Here is a 17,691-nt window from a genome sequence, read left to right as displayed (position 1 = left end):
TCTTTACATCGGTCCGATCGTCTCAAACCGCAGCCCATCCGGCCCCTCGATCGACGTCGGGGCTTTCAGACTCTTCGCCGGCAGCAGAGCCTTGTAGCGGTGGTACGCCGCCGTCGCGTCGCGGCCCGTCTTCACCGTCAGGCACTGGTCGAACTCGCCCTCGCGGCCCCAGGGCTTGCGTTCGGAGCGGGCGATGTCGGGGTCGGTCTTGACCCTGCCGGCAACCGTCGCGGCCAGCGACTGATCGATCCCCATGCCGTAGCTGCCGAACTTGATCGTCACGTCGCAGCGGGCGGCGGGACCGTCGTCGACGGGCGCGGCGGCGCAGGCGGCCAGGCCCAGGGTCAGCAGGGCGGCGAGGCGGATCATGCGGGGAAGCCTCCGGCGCGGGCCAGGGACGAGGCGGGGGCCTTGCCCAGCTTGGCGCTGATCTCGCGGCCGATCTCGATCAGGGCCGCCAGATCGTAACCCGTCTCGAAGCCGGCCCGTTCCAGCATGTAGACCAGATCCTCGGTTCCGATATTGCCCGTGGCGTTCGGCGCGAACGGACAGCCGCCCAGGCCGCCGACCGAGGCGTCCAGCACGTCGACCCCTGCCTCGACGCTGGCATAAGCGTTGGCCAGGCCCGTGTTGCGAGTGTCGTGGAAGTGCATCCGCAGGCGCGTGTCCGGCGCGGCGGCGCGCGCGGCCTCGATGCGCTTGCGGACGGTCCAGGGATCGGCGACGCCGATGGTGTCGGCGATGGCGATCTCGGCTACGCCCAGGGCGGCGGCCTCGCGGACGATGGCCACGACCTGGTCTTCGGACACCTCGCCGTCGAACGGGCAGCCGAAGGCCACCGAAATGGTCGCGGTGATCGGCGGGCCGCCCTCGACCGCCTGGCGTTCGGCGATGGCGGCCAGCGCATCGATCTGCTGGCGGACGGTCGCGCCCTGGTTGGCCAAGCCGAAGCCATCGGAGGCGCAGACCACGACATTGGCCTCGTCGCACTGGGCGGCGACACAGCGCTCCCAGCCGCGCATGTTCAGCACCAGGCCGATCCGCGAGTGCTCGAGGTCGGCCGGCAGAGCCGCCATGATCTCTTCCGCGCCCGCCATCTGCGGCACGCGGTTGGGATTCACGAACGACACCACCTCGGTGCGCTTGGCGCCGGCGGCCTCCAGTTTGCGGATCAGGTCCAGCTTCTCGTCGACCGACAGGGACAGCTTCTCGTTTTGCAGGCCGTCGCGCGGCCCGACCTCGACGATCTGGATGAAGCGGCTCACGGTTGGACCTCGTCTTCGGGAGCAGGAGCCTGGGGCTCGCCGCGGTAGATGGTCAGGCGTTCCTGGTCGCCGTCGGAATAGTTCAGCCCCTCGACCGTGGCGACGGGACGCGGAGCCAGGCCCAGGCCGGCCAGGGTGTCGCGGAAGGGCTTCTCCTCGCGGCCCTCGACCACGGCGGGGCGGCCTTCGACGACCGCCTGGGCCGCGCCCTCGCCGTTGGTCAGTTCGGTGGCCGTGCCGAGCTGGAAGATCAGGCTGGGCTCGGCATAGCCGGTGACGGCCACCGGGCCGGCCGCGCCCGAGCGGGGCGACAGCTTCGTGCGGTCCAGGGCGTCGGCGACGTCCTTGGACAGGAACAGCGGCTCCAGGCGTGGGATCAGACCAGCGGTCAGGGCGACGTGCGCGCCAATGCCCAACACCCCTGCCGTGACCAGGGCGCGGGCCGAGTGGCGGCGCAGGAGCAGCACCGCGCCGGCGATCCCGGCGGCGAGAGCGAGGCCGGCGGCCACCGCCGTCCAGGCCAGATCTCCGCCCGCGCCGAATTGCATCTGGCCATAGAGGGCGACAGCGGCCAGCAGCGCGCCCATCAGCACCGACAGCCCGCCGCCGATCCAGCGGACCAGATTGCCCAGCGGCTCGCGCACGGCGGCGGCCATCAGCATGGCCAGGGCGCCATAGGCCGGCAGTTCATAGTGAACCAGCTTGGTCGGCAGGATCTCGAACATCAGCCAGGTCGGGACCAGCCAGCAGACGGCGAAGCGCACGCCAGGCTCGCTCCGCTTTTTCCAGCCCACGACGAGACCGGCGGGCAACAGCAGGGTGGCCGGGAACGACAGCAGCGGGGCGAGGAGGGCGTGGTAGCCGAACGGACCTGCGTGACCCTCCTGGCCGCCGGCCAGCTTGGGCGCCAGATCGCCCCCTACGGCCGCGCCCCAGAAGGCGCCGTCGGTCGCGACGGTGATCATCATCGCCCACGGCAGACAGATGGCCGCGAACAGGATCAGGCCCCAGGTCCAGCCCAGGTCCTTCATCCAGGCCGCCTTGCGGTCCCAAAGGGCCAGGCCGACCAGGGCGAAGATCGCCACCAGCAGGCCGACCGGACCCTTGATCAGCGCCGCGATCGACAGGCCCAGCCAGAAGGCCAGCTTGGTCCATTTTCCGGCCGGCTCGCCTTTCAGCTGGGCGGCGTAGACGCGGGCCAGGGCGGCCATGGCCAGGGTGGTGGTTCCGCACAGGGCCGCGTCGGTCTTGGCGATGAACGCCTCGGACGACAGCAGGAAGGTCGCCCCCAGGATCGAGCCGGCCAGCAGGCCGGTGCGCGGGTCGAACAGCGCCGCCGCGCCCCAGGCGCAGGCCGCCGCCGCCAGCATCGCTCCCAGCAGGGACGGGATGCGATAGGCCCAGATGCGTCGGTCCTCCGCGTCCGAGAACGCCTTGACGCTAAGCGCCTGCAGCCAGTGGATGCCGACAGGCTTCTTGAAGCGCGGCTGGTCCTGGAACTTGATGACCACGTAGTCGCCCGTCTCCAGCATCTGGGAGGTGGCCTGGGCGAAGCGGGACTCGTCCCGGTCCAGCGGCGGCATGGCGAATACGCCGGGCAGGCCCGCGATCAGGGCGACGAGCGCGGCGAACACAGGGCCGCGCCACCCGCGGCTCCAGTCATCCAGGCGAGATTCAAGCGTCATGCGGCCACGTTTAGCACGATCCTTTCGCAAGAGCGCGATAGCCGAAAGTGGAGGCCGGTTTCGGCGGCAATCGCGCTCTAACCTTTTGAATCAAGGCCTTTTTGTCCTTTTCAAAGGTAGGCTTTTGAAAAGGAAAGGCCTTGACGAATTTTTCCGCTATTAGAAGCCGATGAACGCCACCCCCGATTTTTCCGTCGTCGTGCCTGTCTTCGACGAAGGCGAGGCCGCTCCGAAGCTGGCGCACGAGATCGCGACCGCTTTCGCCGGCGAAAACTACGAGATGATCTTCGTCGACGACGCCAGCCGCGACGACACCAAGGCCCGCCTGGTCGCGCTGAAGGCCGAGATCCCGCAACTGCGGGTGCTGGGTCATCGCAAGAACTCCGGCCAGAGCCGCGCCGTGCGCACCGGCATCCTGGCCGCGCGCGGTCCGATCATCGTCACCCTGGACGGCGACGGCCAGAACGATCCGGCCGACGCCCCGCGCCTGGCCAAGACCCTGCAGGCTGGTCCCGAGACCCTGGCCCTGGTCGGCGGCGAGCGGGTCAAGCGCCAGGACTCGAGCGCCAAGCGCTTCGCCTCCAAGTTCGGCAACGGCGTGCGCAAGCGTCTCCTGAAGGACAGCGCCAACGACACCGGCTGCGGGCTGAAGGCCTTCCGCCGCGAGGCGTTCCTGCGCCTGCCGTATTTCGATCACATCCACCGCTACATCCCGGCCCTGATGCTGCGCGAGGGCTACGAGGTGAGCTTCCAGCCGGTGAACCACCGTCACCGCGAGAGCGGGGTGTCGAAATACACCAACTTCGGCCGCCTCAAGGCCTCGATCTCCGACCTGCTGGGCGTGATGTGGCTGCAGTCGCGGGCCCGCGATCCCCAAGGCGTGGACGAAGCTTAAGCGTCGCGGGCGAGGCCGCTTCACCCCCGGCCAGATTCCGGCTACGCCTTAACCAAGACGGCGGCTTGCATCCGCCGTAGGGGGAAGTTCGATGTTCGCTGCGGTTCCGCTGCTGGCCTTGCCGGTCATCATCTACAATCTGATCGCCCTGACCCTGACGGGCGGCTTCAAGGCCGCGGACGCCAGCGTCCGCATGACCGACCGGCTGTTCACCATCCACATGACCTCGCGCGCCGAATGGGGCGTCAGCCTGGGCGACCTGCTGCTGGCCGCTTCGCTGGTGGTGCTGTTCGTCGAACTGCTGAAATCGACGACCAGCCGCAAGATCGCGATCATCAACCACTCGCTGTCGATGGTGCTGTTCATCCTGTGCCTGGTCGAGTTCCTGCTCTTTCCGGCCTTCGCGACCTCGACCTTCTTCCTGATCACCCTGATGGTGCTGCTGGACGTGCTGGCCGGCTTCATCGTGACGATCGTCGCCGCGCGGCGGGACGTGGATTTCGGGGATCACTGATCTCCCGGAAACCCGCTCGTCTGCCGTAGGGCCTCGCCCAGCGCCATCGCCGCCGTCGTCGCCAGGTTCATCGAGCGCGTCTCCGCCCGGATCGGGATAACGATGCGGCCCTGCGCCGCCGCGTGGACGTCCTCGGGCGCGCCGCGACTCTCGTTGCCGAACAGCAGCGTGTCTCCGGGTTCGAACGAAAACCTGTGGAAGGGCGTGGCGCCCTTGGTCGTGAAGAGCAGCAGGCGCCCGTCAACGCGCTCCGGCGCCTTAAGGAAAGCCTCCCAGCTGTCGTGGCGCGTGAGGTGCGTCAGCGGCCCATAATCCAGCGCCGCGCGCTTCAAGCTCTTGTCATCCAAGGGAAAACTACAGGGCTCGATCACGTCGAGCCCGACCCCGAAACAGGCCGAGAGCCGGATGGCCGCACCGACGTTTTGGGGAATGCCTGGTTGAAAAAGTGCGATACGCATAATAAGCGAACCAACCACAAGGGCAGCAGGGGCTTTGCCGGGAATCGAAAGGGCTTGCGGACTCGGTCCGCGCGTCCGATACGACGATCCGACCGCTGCCTTGTGGCGGAGATCCGCTTGCGGGTCGAGCAAGATATGGCGCTGAAAGGCGCTTCTCCAAGTCGGACCGCTTTTCGCGGACCGGCGGAATTAGAGGGTGACGTAGGTGGCCGACACCGCCGTGGGCGCAACGACCGAGCCGGAACACGGGAGCGATCCCTCCCGGCGCGACTTCATTCACATCGCCGCGATCGCGGCCGCCGCCGGCGGCGCAGCGACTCTGGTGTGGCCGTTCATCGACCAGATGAACCCGTCCGCCGACACGCGGGCCCTGGCCTCGACCGAGTTCGACCTGACCAAGGTCGCCGAGGGCCAGCAGGTCGTCATCAAGTGGCGCGGCAAGCCGCTCTTCGTGCGCAATCGCACCAAGGCCGAGATCGCCAAGGCCGTCGCTGACGACAACGCGTCGATGAAGGACCCGGCCACGGACGCCTCGCGCGTCAAGCCGGGCAAGGCCCAGTGGCTGATCGTCGGCGGCAACTGCACCCACCTCGGCTGCGTCCCGACCTTCGGCGGCGGCGAGTACGGCGGCTGGTTCTGCCCGTGCCACGGCTCGGTCTATGACACCTCGGGTCGTATCCGTAAGGGCCCCGCGCCCCTGAACCTGGTGGTTCCGGAATACGCCTTCCTCACCGACACCAAGGTCAAGATCGGTTAAGCGAGATGAGCGGACATTCGACCTATCAACCCAAGACCGGTATCGAGCGCTGGCTCGACGCTCGTCTGCCGATCATCCGCCTGGGCTATGACTCGTTCGTCGACTATCCCACCCCGCGGAACCTGAACTACTGGTGGACCTTCGGCGGCATCCTGTCGCTGTGCCTGGCCTCCCAGCTGATCACCGGCATCATCCTGGTGATGCACTACACGCCGAGCGCCTCGGGCGCCTTCGCGTCGGTCGAGCACATCATGCGCGACGTGAACTACGGCTGGCTGATCCGTTACATGCACGCCAACGGCGCGTCGATGTTCTTCATCGCCGTCTACATCCACATGCTCCGCGGCCTCTACTACGGCTCCTACAAGGCGCCGCGTGAAGTGCTGTGGCTGCTGGGCTGCGTGATCTACCTGCTGATGATGGCGACCGCCTTCATGGGCTACGTCCTGCCCTGGGGCCAGATGTCGTTCCACGGCGCCGTCGTGATCACCAACCTGTTCGGCGCCCTGCCGCTGGTCGGCGAGAGCATCACCACCTGGCTGTGGGGCGGCTTCGCGGTCGACAACCCGACCCTGAACCGCTTCTTCTCGCTGCACTACCTGCTGCCCTTCATGATCGCGGGCGTCGTGATCCTGCACATCTGGGCCCTGCACGTGGTCGGCCAGAACAACCCGACCGGCGTCGATCCCAAGTCGAAAGCCGACACTGTCGCCTTCACGCCGTACGCCACGGTGAAGGACGGCTTCGCGATGAGCGTCTTCCTGATCCTCTTTGCCTTCTTCGTCTTCTACATGCCCAACGCGCTCGGCCACGCTGACAACTATGTCGAGGCCAACCCGCTGGTGACGCCGTCGCACATCGTTCCGGAATGGTACTTCCTGCCGTTCTACGCGATCCTGCGCGCCGTGCCGGACAAGCTGATGGGCGTGCTGGCCATGTTCGGCGCCATCGCCTGCATGTTCGCCCTGCCCTGGCTGGACACGTCGAAGGTGCGCTCGATGCGCTACCGCCCGACCGCGAAGATCTACTTCCTGTTCTTCCTGGTGGCCTGCATCATCCTGGGCTTCTGCGGCGCCAAGCTGCCGGACGATCCGGTGATCCCGCACCTGACCACGTTCCAGCTGGGCGGTTCGGACCTGAACAGCTTCGTGTGGCTCAGCCGCGTCGCCTCGCTCTACTACTTCGCTTTCTTCCTGGTCGTGCTCCCGGTCCTGGGTCTGGTCGAAAAGACCCTGCCGGTTCCGGACTCGATCGCTTCGCCGGCCCTCTCGGCCGACGCTCATAAGGGTTGATCCCGATGCTCCGCAAACTCTCGGTTCTCGCGGCGGCGGTCGGTCTCCTGACGGTCGGCGTCACCGGTCCGGCGCTCGCCAGCGGCGGCGCGCTGAAGGCCAAGGAAGTCCACTGGTCGTTCGAAGGCCCGTTCGGCAAGTTCGACCAGGCTCAGCTGCAGCGCGGCTACAAGGTCTATCGCGAGGTCTGCTCGGCCTGCCACGCGATGAAGCTGGTGGCGTTCCGCAACCTCGGCGACAAGGGCGGCCCGTTCTACAGCGAGAAGTATCCGAACTCGAACGACAACCCGTGGGTCAAGGCGATCGCCAAGGACTACGAGGTCGCCGACATCGACGGTGAAACCGGCGACGCCATCAAGCGTCCGGCCACCAGCGCGGACTACTTCCCGGCGCCGTTCGCCAACGAAGCCGCGGCCCGCGCCTCGAACGGCGGCGCTCTGCCGCCGGACATGTCGCTGCTGGCCAAGGCCCGTGAAGAGGGACCGAACCACATCTACTCGGTGGTGACCGGCTATGTGGATCCGCCGAAGGGCCTGAAGGTTCCGACCGGCGGTCACTACAACCCGTACTTCCCGGGCGACCTGACCTCGGCCTGGTCGGGTAGCCACGAGCACGTCCCGCCGGGCGGCTTCATCGCCATGGCCCCGCCGCTGAAGGCCGGCCTGGTGACGTTTGACGACGGCACCAAGTCGACCCTGGACCAGCAGGCCAAGGACGTTTCGGCGTTCCTGATGTGGGCCGCCGAGCCCAAGCTGGAAGAACGCAAGCAGACCGGCTTCGCCGTTCTGATCTACCTCGTCCTGCTCTCGGGTCTGCTGTACGCCAGCTACAAGACCGTGTGGCGCAACGAGTCGCACTAAGCAGGCTCAGCGCCAAAAGAACTGAAGTTCGAAGGGCCCGGTGGAAACACCGGGCCCTTCTTCTTTGCGGGCTACAGGTCCAGCCGCCACACGATCAGCGACCCGTCTTCGCTATCCTCGCGCTCGCCCACGGCCTGGAAGCCGTTGCGGCTCAGGACCGTCTGGGATGCGGGGTTGTCGACCGAGGTCTCCGCCATCAGGGCGTGGACGCGATCATCCCCCCGGGCCCAGGCCGCCAGGTCGGCGACGGCGCGGGTGGCGGCGCCTCGGCCCCAGCGTGTGGGGGCGACGCCGTACCCGATCAGCAAGGATCGGTCGGCCGCGTCCAGCGGCTGGACGGACGAGATCAGGCCCACGACCTCGCCGTCTTCCACGATCATCCAGGCGCTGGGGCTGAAGGTCGCCCGGATGTGGTCGGCCAGATCGCTCAGCATGGCCAGCACCTCGGGCGGCGCCACGGGGCTGTCGGCCAGGCGATAGGGGGCAGGGGCCTCGCCGCGCAGCAGGGCGGCGAAGTCTTGGGTATGGGCTTCAATAAGCATCAAAGGTCTCGGCTTTGAGAAGGCGCGCTGGGATCAGCGCGAAGGCCGAGCGACGGACGTCAGGCGCGTAGGCTCGCGTCGCCGCCGCGGCGGCTGTACGGAATGGCGACGACGATCAAAGGCGCTCTCCTACGTCCAAGCCTCAAGCCATAAGGTCTCAGGGCGCGACCGACAAGGTGCGGGCGTCGGCCGACAGCCGCAGGCGGTGACGGGCCCATAGCGCCGTGCCCAGGGTCCCGTCGACGCCGCCCGGCAGGTCGTCGGCCAGGGTCGCGGGAACATTCTCGGCCAGGACGCCGCCGATCGACAGGGCCCGCAGCCGGGCCGGAGCCGTGTGGCGGGCGTTCGTATCCAGCTTTCCGGTCGCGGCCGCCCCGCGTGTCGAGAGCCGCGCCATGGCCTTCGAGGCGGTGTCGATGGCGAAGGCCCCGCGCAGGGCCGTGGGGCCGTCGCTGACGGCCGCGGCGAGGGTCGGCAGGCCGTCGATCACTTCGACCGGCAACACGACCTGTCTGCCCGCGCTCCACGGCTGGTCGATGCGCACTCGGCAGTGGGCGAAGTCGATCTCGATGCTGTGGCCGGCCAGGACGTCCATCCCGATGACCCCGGCGATCGGGGTGACGAAGCCGGCGCCTCGCGCGTCCAGATCGGCGACCCTGACCGACACCCCCGGGGCCTTCAGCCCCGCGACCTCGACCGGCAGAGTCAGCTCGGGCGCGGTGATGCCCTCCATCTGGGCCTTGGTCTCGTGCAGCAGCGTGCGCGGGGCCGAGAGGTCGAGAACATAGTCGCCGGCCATGTCGGCGATCACCGCCGGGACGATCACGGCTCCGTTCTCGAACCAGCACGCCGTCTCCCCGGCCCGCGCGGCGCCGGCGAGGGGCAGCGAAAGCAATAGGGCCAGGGCGGTTACGCGGCAACGCATGGGGTCAGCGTAGCTCAGCCATGACGTCCGCGCGATGGTCTCGACACCGCCGCCATCGCCGTCACCCTGCCGGCGGGGACGATCCCGCCGAAGGACTCAGCAAGCCTGGGTCGGCGCGCCGTAACGTGCGTGGATCGCCTTGGGCGCCGCGCCGCCCAGCTGGATGACGGTCATGTGGTCATACTCGCAGTCGCTCAGGACCTCCGGCGCGGGATCGCCCAGCGCGCGGGCGATGTCGGTGACCGTGTTGCTGTGGCCGACGATCAGCACCGTGGCGTCGGCGGGCGCCTCGCGGGCGGCCTCGGCGACGCGCTGGGCGTGGGCGACCGCGCCGCCATCCAGGGCGATCGGGACGATCCTCAAGCCGGCGGCCTCGGCCGTGGGCTGGCCGGTCTGCTGGGTGCGCTTCAGCGGCGTCGCCAGCACCATCGAGACCTTGGACCCGGCGAGGCTGGCCGCCAGCGCCCGGGCGCGGGCCTGGCCGGCCGGCGACAGGTCCGGATCGCCGTTGGGCGAGACCTTCTCGCCGTGACGGACGATCACCACCGTCTGGGCCAGGGCCGGCGAGGCGGCGAGCAGGAGCGACAGGCTGAGAGCGGTCAGTGAGCGGATCATCCGCTGAGCCTAGGCGGGGCTCGACCCGTGCTCAAGCCTCGCCCTTGCCGCCGCCCGAGCGCTGGAACAGCTGCAAGGTTCGCAGCATCGCCAGGCGGGCGCTGTCGGGGTGGTGGCCGCTGGGAGCCACGAAGGCGTGCCCGGCCTCGTAAAGATAGATCGGCAGGTCCGGATGTGCTCCGCGGATCGTGTCGACATCGGCCAGCGGGATCAGGTTGTCGGTCTTGCCGAAGTGCAGGATGGTCGGGACCTTCGGCGTCTCGTCGTGGTAGGCGACGATGTCGCCGCCATAGAAAGCCGAGACCGCCGTCAAGCCGTCGCAGCGGCAGGCCGCCAGCCAGGCCGTCGTGCCGCCATAGCAGAAGCCCATGGCGAACACCGGGCCGTCCAGGGCGTCGATGCAGGCCTGGACACGGGGCAGGGTGGAGACGCCCCAGCCGGTCGCCTTGCCCATGGCCATCCGCGCGTCGAGGATCGTCGGCGTCAGGTCTTCGACCGGAAAGTCGGCGTCGGCCGCGTCCATCAGGCTGGGAACGATAACCTCATAGCCCTGCTCGGCCAGGGTGTCGGCCAGCGCGCGCAGATGCGGCGTGACGCCCCATATGGCGTGCAGCATGACGACGCCGCCGCGCCGGGCTTCCTGGGGTAAGGCGTGGTAGGCCGTGAACGGCGAGCCGTCCTCCCTGCAGGCCAGAGGGATCCGCTGGCCCATCACGCGGCTCCATTGGCGACGAACAGCGCCAGCGTTCGCGCGCGGGCCAGTTCCGCGTCGGCGAGATCGCTGTCGGGCCGGCCATCGTTGTTGAAGCCGTGGCCGCTGGCCTCATAGATGTGGACCGGCACGTCGGGATGGGCGGCCTCGACCTTGGCCTTGACCTCGTCGGCGGCGATTTGGGCGTCCTTGCGGCCCAGGTGCACGATCACCGGCGCCTTCAGCGCTAGCTCGGCATTGGCGGCGATCATGCTGCCGTAATAGGCCGAGCACGCCGCCAGGCCTTTCAGCCGGCCGGCCGCCAGCCAGACCAGCGAGCCGCCCAGGCAGTAGCCGACCGCGAACACCGCGCCGCGCGCCGCCAGATCGTCGATGCAGGCCTGGATGTCCGACAGCATGGCGTCGATCCCGACCTTCTGCACATAGCTGACGCCCGTCTGGAAGCCCTTGGGATCATGTTCCGCCACGAAGCCGGGCTCGGCGCGATCGAAGATCGACGGGGCCAGCACCTCGAAGCCCAGGGCCGCCCAACGCGCGACGTCCTCCTGAACGTACTGGTCGAGGCCGAAGATCTCCTGGACCACGACCACGCCGCCTTTCCGCGCGCCGTTCGGCTGGGCGTGCAGGGCTGTGAACTGGAAGCCGTCGACGGCGGACGTCAGGGTGACGGTGTCGGACATAGGCGTACTCCCCAATGAGAAACGGCCGGGGCGTTTCCGCTCCGGCCGCTGGCTTGTTCTGAGCGCTTAGACGTTGAAGCGGAAGTGCATCACGTCGCCGTCCTTGACGACGTACTCCTTGCCTTCGGCCCGCATCTTGCCGGCTTCCTTGGCGCCGTTTTCGCCGCCCAGACGGATGAAGTCGTCAAAGGCGATGGTTTCGGCGCGGATGTAGCCCTTCTCGAAGTCGGTGTGGATGACGCCGGCCGCCTGCGGGCCGGTGTCGCCGACGTGGATGGTCCAGGCGCGGGCTTCCTTGGGACCCACCGTGAAGTAGGTCTGCAGGTTCAGCAGGGTGTAGGCCTCGCGGATCAGGCGGTTCAGGCCCGGCTCTTCCAGGCCCAGGGTCTCCAGGAACTCGGCGCGTTCGGCGGCGTCCAGCAGGGCGATCTCGCTCTCGATCTGGGCCGAGATGACCACCGACTTGGCGTTGTCCTTGGCGGCGCGGGCGGCGACCAGGTCGCTGTACTTGTTGCCCTTGTCGGCCGAGCCTTCGTCGACATTGCAGACATAGAGGGCGGGCAGCGAGGTCAAGAGCTGCAGCATGTGCCACGCCTTCTCGTCCTCGGCGTCGATCTTGGCGGCGCGGGCCGGGCGGCCTTCGCGCAGCAGGGCCAGGGCGATATTGGCCAGGCGCAGCGTGTTGGCGCTGTCCTTGTCGGCGCCGACCTTGGCGCGCTTTTCCAGGGCGGGGACGCGCTTTTCCAGGCTTTCCAGGTCGGCCAGCATCAGTTCCATCTCGATGATCTCGAGATCGCTGATCGGGTCGATACGGCCTTCGACGTGGACGATGTCGCCGTCCTCGAAGCAACGGGCCACGAAGGCCACGGCGTCGCAGTCGCGGATATTGGCCAGGAACTGGTTGCCCAGGCCTTCGCCCTTGCTTGCCCCGCGCACCAGGCCGGCGATGTCGACGAAGGTGATCCGGGCGGGAATGATTTCCTTGGAGCCGGACACCTTGGCCAGGGCGTCCAGGCGCGGCTCGGGCACGGCCACTTCGCCGGTGTTGGGCTCGATCGTGCAGAACGGGTAGTTGGCGGCCTGGGCCGACGCCGTCTGGGTCAGGGCGTTGAACAGGGTGGACTTGCCGACGTTGGGCAGGCCGACGATGGCGACTTTAAGGGCCATGGAACTCTCGTGGATTTCGTTGGGCGGGCGATTAGCACGGATGGTCGGGAAAGGCGAACCGGACCCCTCTTGCATGAACTGCAACCAGATCAGATATCAAAGGCGCAAAGGAGCTTCCCATGAGCGTTCGCCCCGTCCTGAAGATCGTGAAGGGCATGCCCGCCTCGGATGGCGACGGCGTGCGGCTGACCCGGATGCTGGGCACGCCGGAAGCCCAGATGTTCGATCCGTTCCTGATGCTGGACTGCTTCGACAACGACCAGGCCTCCGACTACATGGGCGGCTTTCCCGACCACCCGCATCGCGGCTTCGAGACCGTGACCTACATGCTGGAAGGCCGGATGCGCCATAAGGACAACACCGGCCGCGAGGGCGTGATCGGGCCGGGCGGGATCCAGTGGATGCGGGCCGGCAAGGGCATCGTTCACTCCGAGATGCCCGAGCAGGCCGAGGGCCGGATGCGCGGCTTCCAGCTGTGGGTGAACCTGCCGGCCAAGCTGAAGATGAGCGCGCCCGGCTATAGCGAGTTCGAGAGCGATGCGATCCCGGTCGAGGCCCGCGACGGCGGCGTCACGGTCAAGGTGATCTCCGGCGTGACCTCTCCTCCAGATGGGGGCGCCGGCACGGCCGGCCCGATCGGCGGCGGCGCGGTGGATGCGCTCTATTTCGACGTGGTTCTGCCGGCCGGGACCGTGTTCGAGGAGCCGGTGGGCGATGACCGCAACACCATGCTGGCGGTCTACGAAGGCCAGGTCCGCGTCGCGCACGACACGGTCGACGCGCTGTCGGGCGTCTTTCTGGGTCGTGGCGACACGGTCCGTGTCGAGGCCGTCACCGACGCGCGGGTGCTGCTGCTGGCCGGCCGCCCGATCGACGAGCCGGTCTTCTGGCATGGCCCGTTCGTGATGAACTCCCGCGAGGAGATCGTGCAGGCGTTCGAGGACTTCCAGCGCGGGCGGTTCTAACCCACCCCAGCCGCCGCGAAGTCGCGCCAGGCCTTGGCCTCCTTGCGGAAGTGGGCGTGGGTCTTGGACAGGCGCTTGTCGATCTCGGCCAGTTGAGCCCGGGCCTCATCCTTGCGACCCATGCGGGCCAGGAAGACGGCGTAGCGGGCGATGCCCTCGAAGCCCGGATAGTTGTCGGCGGCCCAGCGCAGCGCGGTCTCGGCCTGCTCTTCCCGGCCCAGGGCGTGGTAGACGCGGCCCAGCGCCAGCATGATATGGGCCGTGCGGCCGCCCGTGGGCGTCTCGCCCAGCTTTTCCAGCAGCGGCAGGGCCTCGGCCGGACGGCTCAGCTCGATCAGGGCGTTGGCGCGGCCCAGTAGCAGTTGCGGATCGTCGGCGTACAGGCCGGTCAGGCTGTCGGCATAGAGCTTTTCGGCCTCGGCGTGCTTGCCCAGCTCCGTGGCGGCGACGGCCAGGCGGACGCGGTTGGCGACCGTAGGGGCGTCATCGACGGCGCGGGCGGCCTCGCGGTACTCGCGCTGCGGATCAATGGCCTTGCGCGCCGCCTGGCCCATCTTCTGGGCGGTGCGGCCGCCGAACCAGGCGGGCGCGATGATGGCGACGAAGTAGACGAGCCCGCCGATCGGCTGGAACGCCAGGATGATCCACAGCCAGTACATCTGCTGGCCGGTGCGGACCACGTGGACGCACAGGGCGATGGCGATCAGGAGCGACAGGCCGATCAACGGCAGGGGAAGCGAGAACATCGTCAGTCGTCCTTGGCGGGCTTGCGCGGATCGGCCTTGGGCGCGGGCGCCAGGCGCATGACCTCGGCCTGGTAGCGCTCGTCGTCGCCCGCGGCGGCGAAGGGCAGGGCGTCGGCGATGGCGTCCAGCATCGGGTCCAGCCACTGGTGCTCGACCTTGTGGAAGTCGCCCAGCACATAGTGCATGACCGCGTCCTTGTGGCCGGGATGGCCCACGCCGATGCGACCCCGGCGGAAGGCGTCGCCGACCTGGCTGGTCACCGAGCGGATGCCGTTGTTGCCCGCCGCCCCGCCGCCGGCCTTCATCCGGAAGCGGCCAGGGGCCATGTCGATCTCGTCGTGGAAGACGATGACGTCGGACGGCGCAAGCTTGAAGAACTTCATGGCCTCGCCCACGGCGCGACCGCTCTCATTGTAGTAGGTCTTGGGCTTGAGCAGCAGCAGCTTGACCGGGCCGTCGGGCGTGCCGACCTGCCCCTCGCAGGCCAGGCCCTGAAAGCGCGCGCGCCACGGGGCCGTCCCCCACTTTCGGGCGAGGGCGTCGACGGCCATGAAGCCGACGTTGTGGCGGTTCTTCTCGTACTTGGGCTCGGGATTGCCCAGGCCGGCGAGGATCAGCATCGCTTGGATCTCAAGACTTCAAACGAAAACAGGCGGACCCGAAGGCCCGCCCGTTCCGTAAAACAGTTCGGTCGGATGACCGAGCGGATTAGGCCTCGGCCGTGGTGTCGCCGGCGTCCGACTGGGCGGCCGACGAGGCCTTCAGGGTCGCGATCACGAAGTCGCGGTCCATGGCCGGCTTCACGCCTTCCGGCAGCTTCACTTCCGAGATGCGGATGGTGTCGCCGATGTCGTGGTTGGTCAGGTCGATGACCAGTTCTTCCGGGATCTTGTCGGCCGGGCAGGCCAGTTCGACGGTGTGACGGATCACTTCCAGCGAGCCGCCCTTCTTCAGGCCGACCGAGGTTTCGTGGTTCTTGAAGTGAACCGGCACTTCGATCTTGATCAGCTGGTGCTCGTCGACGCGGTACAGGTCGAAGTGGACCGGCTCGTCGGTGACCGGGTGGAATTGCACGGCCTTGGCGATGACCGATTGCTTGTCTTCACCGTGTTGCAGCGTGACCAGGTGGCCCAGCAGCTTGCCGGTGTAGAGCGACTTGCGGAACTCGTTGGCGCGCACGGCGATGTTCACCGGGGCCTTGCCGCCGCCGTACAGGGTGCCCGGGATCTTGCCTTCGCGACGGACGGCGCGGGCCGCGCCGGTGCCGGCGCCTTCACGGACTTCAACGTTCAGAATGATCTCGGACATTGTCGTGTCTTTCTAGAGAGCCGGATGCTCTCTTTTGTGACCCGGCGCCTATGGCTGTATCGCCACGCTCGCCAGCATCGTTTTGGGGTCGCGCTACATACACAAAAGGGCCGGGCGACGCAACGCCCGGCCCTTTCGGCTGGAATCGGGGAGAAGATCAGCTCTTCTTGGTGGCCGACTTCTTGGCCGGAGCCTTCTTGGCCACGGCCTTCTTGACCGGCTCGGCCTTCGGCGGCGGGGGCGGTTCCGGCGGCAGGGTCGCGCCCGAGGCCTTGACCACGCACGCGCCGGTGTCGATCAGGATGTGCTGACCCAGGCAGAAGATGTCCTCGTAGTGCGGCTTGGACACGGCCAGGCACTGGTAGAGGTTCAGCTTGGCCATGTTCAGGCAGTTGGCCGTCGCCCAGTCGCCGCTCAGCGCGTCGATCGAGGCCAGGTTGTTGTCGCCGGCCGCGCCGAGGGCGGCCAGGGCCGCGACAGCCAGGCCGCGGATGACCACGGGCTGGTAGGGGGCGGGGGCCGCGCGCGGGGTCAGGCCCAGCGACTGGCCGCCGGTCGAGGCCTGCTGCAGCACGGCCACGTCGGCGCTTTCGGCCAGGGCCGGAATCGCCGACAGCGACTTGGCCGAGGCCAGGCGACCGTCGCGATCGACGACCGAGCTCTTCGACCAGGTCGACCTCTGCACGTCATAGGCGGCCTGCTTCACGGCCTTGCCGGCCATGTAGACCTTCAGGCCGTCGCGGCCGACGGTATCGATGATCAGGCCGGCGGCGCTGTCGGCGCCCTTGAACACGGCCGCGTACGAGGGGTTGGAGAAGATGTTGTTGATCATCTCCTGGCGCTGGGTCGGATTGGCCGCGACCTCGCGCACCGAGGCGACGAAGGTGGGGTCCTGCAGGGCCAGGACGGCGGCGTAGGCCACCGCGCCGTTCATGAACGACTTGGCCTCATAGGCCGCGCCGATCTTCAGCGACGCCTGGATCTGCTCGCCGTTCTGGAAGGTCGGAGACACCGCGCCGGCGCGGGCCATATAGCCGCGGAAGGCGCTGGCCCGCTCGACGATGCTGGCTGACAGCGTGATCGGCGGCGGCGGGGGCGGGGCCTGCACGAGTGGCGGCGGCGGCGGCGGCGGCGAGCTACAGGCCGCCACCAGGGCGGCCAGCGCCACGACGGTCGTCGTCAGGACGACGCGCGTACGCGAAAAAGAACGCATTTTCTGAACATCCCCATCAAGTCTTGGGGCGCGCATAGCAGCCCGGGTCGGCGAGATTGTGACTTCGCCTCGTTAACCAGACTTTTACAAGCGTGGCCGTGCGCGAGGCGAGTTCGCGCTCGGTCCTCGCCCGACAGGCTTAGTCGAACAGCTTCGACACCGACTCTTCGTTGGCGATGCGGCGGATGGCCTCGCCGATCAACGGCGCGCACGAGACGTAGCGGATCTTGGGGCAGGCCTTGGCCGGGTCGGAGGCCTCGATCGAGTCGGTGACGACCAGCTCGGTCAGCGCCGAATTGGCGACGCGGTCCACCGCCGCGCCCGACAGGACGCCGTGGGTGATGTAGGCGCTGACCGACTTGGCGCCGTGGCTGATCAAGGCCTGGGCGGCGTTGCACAGCGTCCCGGCCGAATCGGCGATGTCGTCGAACAGGATGCAGCGGCGGTCCTTGACGTCGCCGATGATGTTCATGACTTCCGACTGGCCCGGGCCCGAGCGGCGCTTGTCGACGATGGCGAGGTCGGCGTCTTCCAGGCGCTTGGCCAGGGCGCGGGCGCGCACCACGCCGCCGACATCCGGCGAGACGACCATCAGGTCGGGACCCATCGGATAGTGGCGGCGGATGTCTTCGGCCATCAGACGCGAGGGCAGCAGGTTGTCGGTCGGGATGTCGAAGAAGCCCTGGATCTGGCCGGCGTGCAGATCCATCGTCAGGACGCGGTCGGCGCCCGAGCGGGTGATCAGGTTGGCGACCAGCTTGGCCGAGATCGGCGTGCGGCCGCCGGTCTTACGGTCCTGGCGGGCGTAGCCGAAATAGGGCAGCACGGCGGTGATCCGCTTGCCCGACGCGCGCTTCAGGGCGTCGATGCAGATCAACAGCTCCATCAGGTTGTCGTTGGCCGGATAGCTGGTCGACTGGATGACGAAGACGTCCTCGCCCCGCACGTTCTCATCGATGGTGACGAACACCTCGAGGTCGGCGAACCGGCGCACCTGGGCGCGCGTCAGCGGCATATCGAGATATTCCGCGATCGCCTGGGACAGCGGGCGGTTGGAGTTGCCGGACAGCAGCTTCATGGAGATATCTCGGG

General features: G+C 68.1%; 21 protein-coding genes. 6 read left to right on the top strand and 15 right to left on the bottom strand.

Going from position 1 to position 17,691, the window contains the following annotated elements:
* Positions 1 to 3 precede the first annotated feature (3 nt).
* Genes AC1RNC_RS13995 through AC1RNC_RS13985 form a run of 3 tightly spaced genes read right to left on the bottom strand, consistent with a single transcriptional unit; the run spans position 4 to position 2,950 of the window.
* Positions 4 to 369 carry a hypothetical protein gene (locus AC1RNC_RS13995; protein ID WP_492887000.1) on the bottom strand — a complete coding sequence of 122 codons (366 nt, stop codon included), beginning with the start codon at positions 367 to 369 and terminating at the stop codon, positions 4 to 6.
* Positions 366 to 1,265, bottom strand: a complete 900-nt coding sequence (locus tag AC1RNC_RS13990; RefSeq protein WP_492886999.1) for a hydroxymethylglutaryl-CoA lyase — start codon at positions 1,263 to 1,265, stop codon at positions 366 to 368. Before AC1RNC_RS13990 ends, AC1RNC_RS13995 begins: the two co-directional genes overlap by 4 nt.
* Entirely contained in the window at positions 1,262 to 2,950 is a 1,689-nt protein-coding gene (locus AC1RNC_RS13985) for an ArnT family glycosyltransferase (protein WP_492886998.1), read from the bottom strand. The genes AC1RNC_RS13990 and AC1RNC_RS13985 overlap by 4 nt, the downstream gene beginning before the upstream one ends.
* 169 nt (positions 2,951 to 3,119) lie before the next feature.
* Between AC1RNC_RS13985 and AC1RNC_RS13980 the strand changes: the two genes are divergently transcribed.
* Positions 3,120 to 3,845: a glycosyltransferase family 2 protein gene (locus tag AC1RNC_RS13980; protein ID WP_492886997.1), complete on the top strand. Its 726-nt coding sequence runs from the start codon at positions 3,120 to 3,122 to the stop codon at positions 3,843 to 3,845.
* A 91-nt stretch (positions 3,846 to 3,936) separates the two neighbouring features.
* Positions 3,937 to 4,359 (top strand): hypothetical protein, encoded by a 423-nt coding sequence (locus tag AC1RNC_RS13975; RefSeq protein ID WP_492836730.1) that lies wholly within the window; start codon positions 3,937 to 3,939, stop codon positions 4,357 to 4,359.
* On the opposite strand, the gene AC1RNC_RS13970 is transcribed toward AC1RNC_RS13975, so the two are convergent.
* A complete protein-coding gene (locus AC1RNC_RS13970; protein ID WP_492886996.1) occupies positions 4,353 to 4,817 on the bottom strand; it encodes a tRNA (cytidine(34)-2'-O)-methyltransferase in 465 nt (154 codons plus the stop codon). The genes AC1RNC_RS13975 and AC1RNC_RS13970 overlap by 7 nt on opposite strands.
* A 205-nt stretch (positions 4,818 to 5,022) precedes the next feature.
* On the opposite strand from AC1RNC_RS13970, the gene petA reads away from it, so the two are divergent.
* The 3 genes from petA to AC1RNC_RS13955 are packed head-to-tail and all read left to right on the top strand — an operon-like array spanning position 5,023 to position 7,726.
* Positions 5,023 to 5,574: a ubiquinol-cytochrome c reductase iron-sulfur subunit gene (petA, locus tag AC1RNC_RS13965; protein ID WP_492886995.1), complete on the top strand. Its 552-nt coding sequence runs from the start codon at positions 5,023 to 5,025 to the stop codon at positions 5,572 to 5,574.
* 5 nt (positions 5,575 to 5,579) lie between these two features.
* Positions 5,580 to 6,866 (top strand): cytochrome b, encoded by a 1,287-nt coding sequence (locus AC1RNC_RS13960; RefSeq protein WP_492886994.1) that lies wholly within the window; start codon positions 5,580 to 5,582, stop codon positions 6,864 to 6,866.
* 5 nt (positions 6,867 to 6,871) lie between these two features.
* Positions 6,872 to 7,726: a cytochrome c1 gene (locus AC1RNC_RS13955; protein ID WP_492836738.1), complete on the top strand. Its 855-nt coding sequence runs from the start codon at positions 6,872 to 6,874 to the stop codon at positions 7,724 to 7,726.
* Between the two features lie 71 nt (positions 7,727 to 7,797).
* Here the strand turns inward: AC1RNC_RS13955 and AC1RNC_RS13950 are convergent, their stop codons facing one another.
* The 6 genes from AC1RNC_RS13950 to ychF all read right to left on the bottom strand — a co-directional run bounded on the left by AC1RNC_RS13950 (position 7,798) and on the right by ychF (position 12,367).
* Positions 7,798 to 8,268 carry a GNAT family N-acetyltransferase gene (locus AC1RNC_RS13950; protein WP_492886993.1) on the bottom strand — a complete coding sequence of 157 codons (471 nt, stop codon included), beginning with the start codon at positions 8,266 to 8,268 and terminating at the stop codon, positions 7,798 to 7,800.
* 157 nt (positions 8,269 to 8,425) lie between these two features.
* Positions 8,426 to 9,193: a pepsin/retropepsin-like aspartic protease family protein gene (locus AC1RNC_RS13945; protein WP_492886992.1), complete on the bottom strand. Its 768-nt coding sequence runs from the start codon at positions 9,191 to 9,193 to the stop codon at positions 8,426 to 8,428.
* A gap of 96 nt (positions 9,194 to 9,289) precedes the next feature.
* On the bottom strand, positions 9,290 to 9,808 hold the full coding sequence (locus tag AC1RNC_RS13940) for a histidine phosphatase family protein (RefSeq protein WP_492886991.1): 519 nt from the start codon (positions 9,806 to 9,808) through the stop codon (positions 9,290 to 9,292).
* A 31-nt stretch (positions 9,809 to 9,839) separates the two neighbouring features.
* Entirely contained in the window at positions 9,840 to 10,520 is a 681-nt protein-coding gene (locus tag AC1RNC_RS13935) for a dienelactone hydrolase family protein (protein WP_492886990.1), read from the bottom strand.
* Positions 10,520 to 11,200 carry a dienelactone hydrolase family protein gene (locus AC1RNC_RS13930; protein WP_492886989.1) on the bottom strand — a complete coding sequence of 227 codons (681 nt, stop codon included), beginning with the start codon at positions 11,198 to 11,200 and terminating at the stop codon, positions 10,520 to 10,522. Before AC1RNC_RS13930 ends, AC1RNC_RS13935 begins: the two co-directional genes overlap by 1 nt.
* 66 nt (positions 11,201 to 11,266) lie before the next feature.
* Positions 11,267 to 12,367 carry a redox-regulated ATPase YchF gene (gene ychF, locus AC1RNC_RS13925; protein WP_492886988.1) on the bottom strand — a complete coding sequence of 367 codons (1,101 nt, stop codon included), beginning with the start codon at positions 12,365 to 12,367 and terminating at the stop codon, positions 11,267 to 11,269.
* Positions 12,368 to 12,486: 119 nt separating this feature from the next.
* On the opposite strand from ychF, the gene AC1RNC_RS13920 reads away from it, so the two are divergent.
* Positions 12,487 to 13,332, top strand: coding sequence for a pirin family protein (locus tag AC1RNC_RS13920; protein WP_492886987.1), 846 nt, complete (start codon positions 12,487 to 12,489; stop codon positions 13,330 to 13,332).
* Here the strand turns inward: AC1RNC_RS13920 and AC1RNC_RS13915 are convergent.
* The 5 genes from AC1RNC_RS13915 to AC1RNC_RS13895 all read right to left on the bottom strand — a co-directional run bounded on the left by AC1RNC_RS13915 (position 13,329) and on the right by AC1RNC_RS13895 (position 17,677).
* The gene (locus tag AC1RNC_RS13915) at positions 13,329 to 14,078 is read right to left on the bottom strand and encodes a tetratricopeptide repeat protein (protein WP_492886986.1); all 750 of its coding nucleotides are present in this window, start codon (positions 14,076 to 14,078) and stop codon (positions 13,329 to 13,331) included. The genes AC1RNC_RS13920 and AC1RNC_RS13915 overlap by 4 nt on opposite strands.
* Positions 14,079 to 14,080: 2 nt before the next feature.
* Complete coding sequence (gene pth / locus AC1RNC_RS13910; protein ID WP_492886985.1) at positions 14,081 to 14,698, bottom strand: aminoacyl-tRNA hydrolase; 618 nt, start codon at positions 14,696 to 14,698, stop codon at positions 14,081 to 14,083.
* A gap of 88 nt (positions 14,699 to 14,786) precedes the next feature.
* Positions 14,787 to 15,386, bottom strand: coding sequence for a 50S ribosomal protein L25/general stress protein Ctc (locus tag AC1RNC_RS13905; protein ID WP_492886984.1), 600 nt, complete (start codon positions 15,384 to 15,386; stop codon positions 14,787 to 14,789).
* Between the two features lie 157 nt (positions 15,387 to 15,543).
* Positions 15,544 to 16,599 carry a hypothetical protein gene (locus AC1RNC_RS13900; RefSeq protein WP_492836760.1) on the bottom strand — a complete coding sequence of 352 codons (1,056 nt, stop codon included), beginning with the start codon at positions 16,597 to 16,599 and terminating at the stop codon, positions 15,544 to 15,546.
* Between the two features lie 139 nt (positions 16,600 to 16,738).
* Positions 16,739 to 17,677: a ribose-phosphate pyrophosphokinase gene (locus AC1RNC_RS13895; protein ID WP_492886983.1), complete on the bottom strand. Its 939-nt coding sequence runs from the start codon at positions 17,675 to 17,677 to the stop codon at positions 16,739 to 16,741.
* Between the last annotated feature and the right edge of the window lie 14 nt (positions 17,678 to 17,691).

The sequence above is a fragment of the Caulobacter sp. GW822-FHT01G02 genome, from assembly GCF_058802865.1.
Note: the sequence above shows the minus strand (reverse complement) of the source record. Positions and strands in the feature narration are given on the sequence as shown.

What these genes read in the sequence shown, in the direction of transcription:
- AC1RNC_RS13975 (WP_492836730.1), top strand. Translation starts at nt 3,937, where the DNA reads ATGTTCGCTGCGGTTCCGCTGCTGGCCTTGCCGGTCATCATCTACAAT.
- AC1RNC_RS13970 (WP_492886996.1), bottom strand. Translation starts at nt 4,817, where the DNA reads ATGCGTATCGCACTTTTTCAACCAGGCATTCCCCAAAACGTCGGTGCG.
- AC1RNC_RS13935 (WP_492886990.1), bottom strand. Translation starts at nt 10,520, where the DNA reads ATGGGCCAGCGGATCCCTCTGGCCTGCAGGGAGGACGGCTCGCCGTTC.
- AC1RNC_RS13940 (WP_492886991.1), bottom strand. Translation starts at nt 9,808, where the DNA reads ATGATCCGCTCACTGACCGCTCTCAGCCTGTCGCTCCTGCTCGCCGCC.
- ychF (WP_492886988.1), bottom strand. Translation starts at nt 12,367, where the DNA reads ATGGCCCTTAAAGTCGCCATCGTCGGCCTGCCCAACGTCGGCAAGTCC.
- AC1RNC_RS13895 (WP_492886983.1), bottom strand. Translation starts at nt 17,677, where the DNA reads ATGAAGCTGCTGTCCGGCAACTCCAACCGCCCGCTGTCCCAGGCGATC.
- AC1RNC_RS13950 (WP_492886993.1), bottom strand. Translation starts at nt 8,268, where the DNA reads ATGCTTATTGAAGCCCATACCCAAGACTTCGCCGCCCTGCTGCGCGGC.
- AC1RNC_RS13930 (WP_492886989.1), bottom strand. Translation starts at nt 11,200, where the DNA reads ATGTCCGACACCGTCACCCTGACGTCCGCCGTCGACGGCTTCCAGTTC.
- AC1RNC_RS13980 (WP_492886997.1), top strand. Translation starts at nt 3,120, where the DNA reads ATGAACGCCACCCCCGATTTTTCCGTCGTCGTGCCTGTCTTCGACGAA.
- AC1RNC_RS13915 (WP_492886986.1), bottom strand. Translation starts at nt 14,078, where the DNA reads ATGTTCTCGCTTCCCCTGCCGTTGATCGGCCTGTCGCTCCTGATCGCC.
- AC1RNC_RS13955 (WP_492836738.1), top strand. Translation starts at nt 6,872, where the DNA reads ATGCTCCGCAAACTCTCGGTTCTCGCGGCGGCGGTCGGTCTCCTGACG.
- AC1RNC_RS13985 (WP_492886998.1), bottom strand. Translation starts at nt 2,950, where the DNA reads ATGACGCTTGAATCTCGCCTGGATGACTGGAGCCGCGGGTGGCGCGGC.
- AC1RNC_RS13905 (WP_492886984.1), bottom strand. Translation starts at nt 15,386, where the DNA reads ATGTCCGAGATCATTCTGAACGTTGAAGTCCGTGAAGGCGCCGGCACC.
- AC1RNC_RS13920 (WP_492886987.1), top strand. Translation starts at nt 12,487, where the DNA reads ATGAGCGTTCGCCCCGTCCTGAAGATCGTGAAGGGCATGCCCGCCTCG.
- AC1RNC_RS13900 (WP_492836760.1), bottom strand. Translation starts at nt 16,599, where the DNA reads ATGCGTTCTTTTTCGCGTACGCGCGTCGTCCTGACGACGACCGTCGTG.
- AC1RNC_RS13995 (WP_492887000.1), bottom strand. Translation starts at nt 369, where the DNA reads ATGATCCGCCTCGCCGCCCTGCTGACCCTGGGCCTGGCCGCCTGCGCC.
- AC1RNC_RS13960 (WP_492886994.1), top strand. Translation starts at nt 5,580, where the DNA reads ATGAGCGGACATTCGACCTATCAACCCAAGACCGGTATCGAGCGCTGG.
- pth (WP_492886985.1), bottom strand. Translation starts at nt 14,698, where the DNA reads ATGCTGATCCTCGCCGGCCTGGGCAATCCCGAGCCCAAGTACGAGAAG.
- AC1RNC_RS13945 (WP_492886992.1), bottom strand. Translation starts at nt 9,193, where the DNA reads ATGCGTTGCCGCGTAACCGCCCTGGCCCTATTGCTTTCGCTGCCCCTC.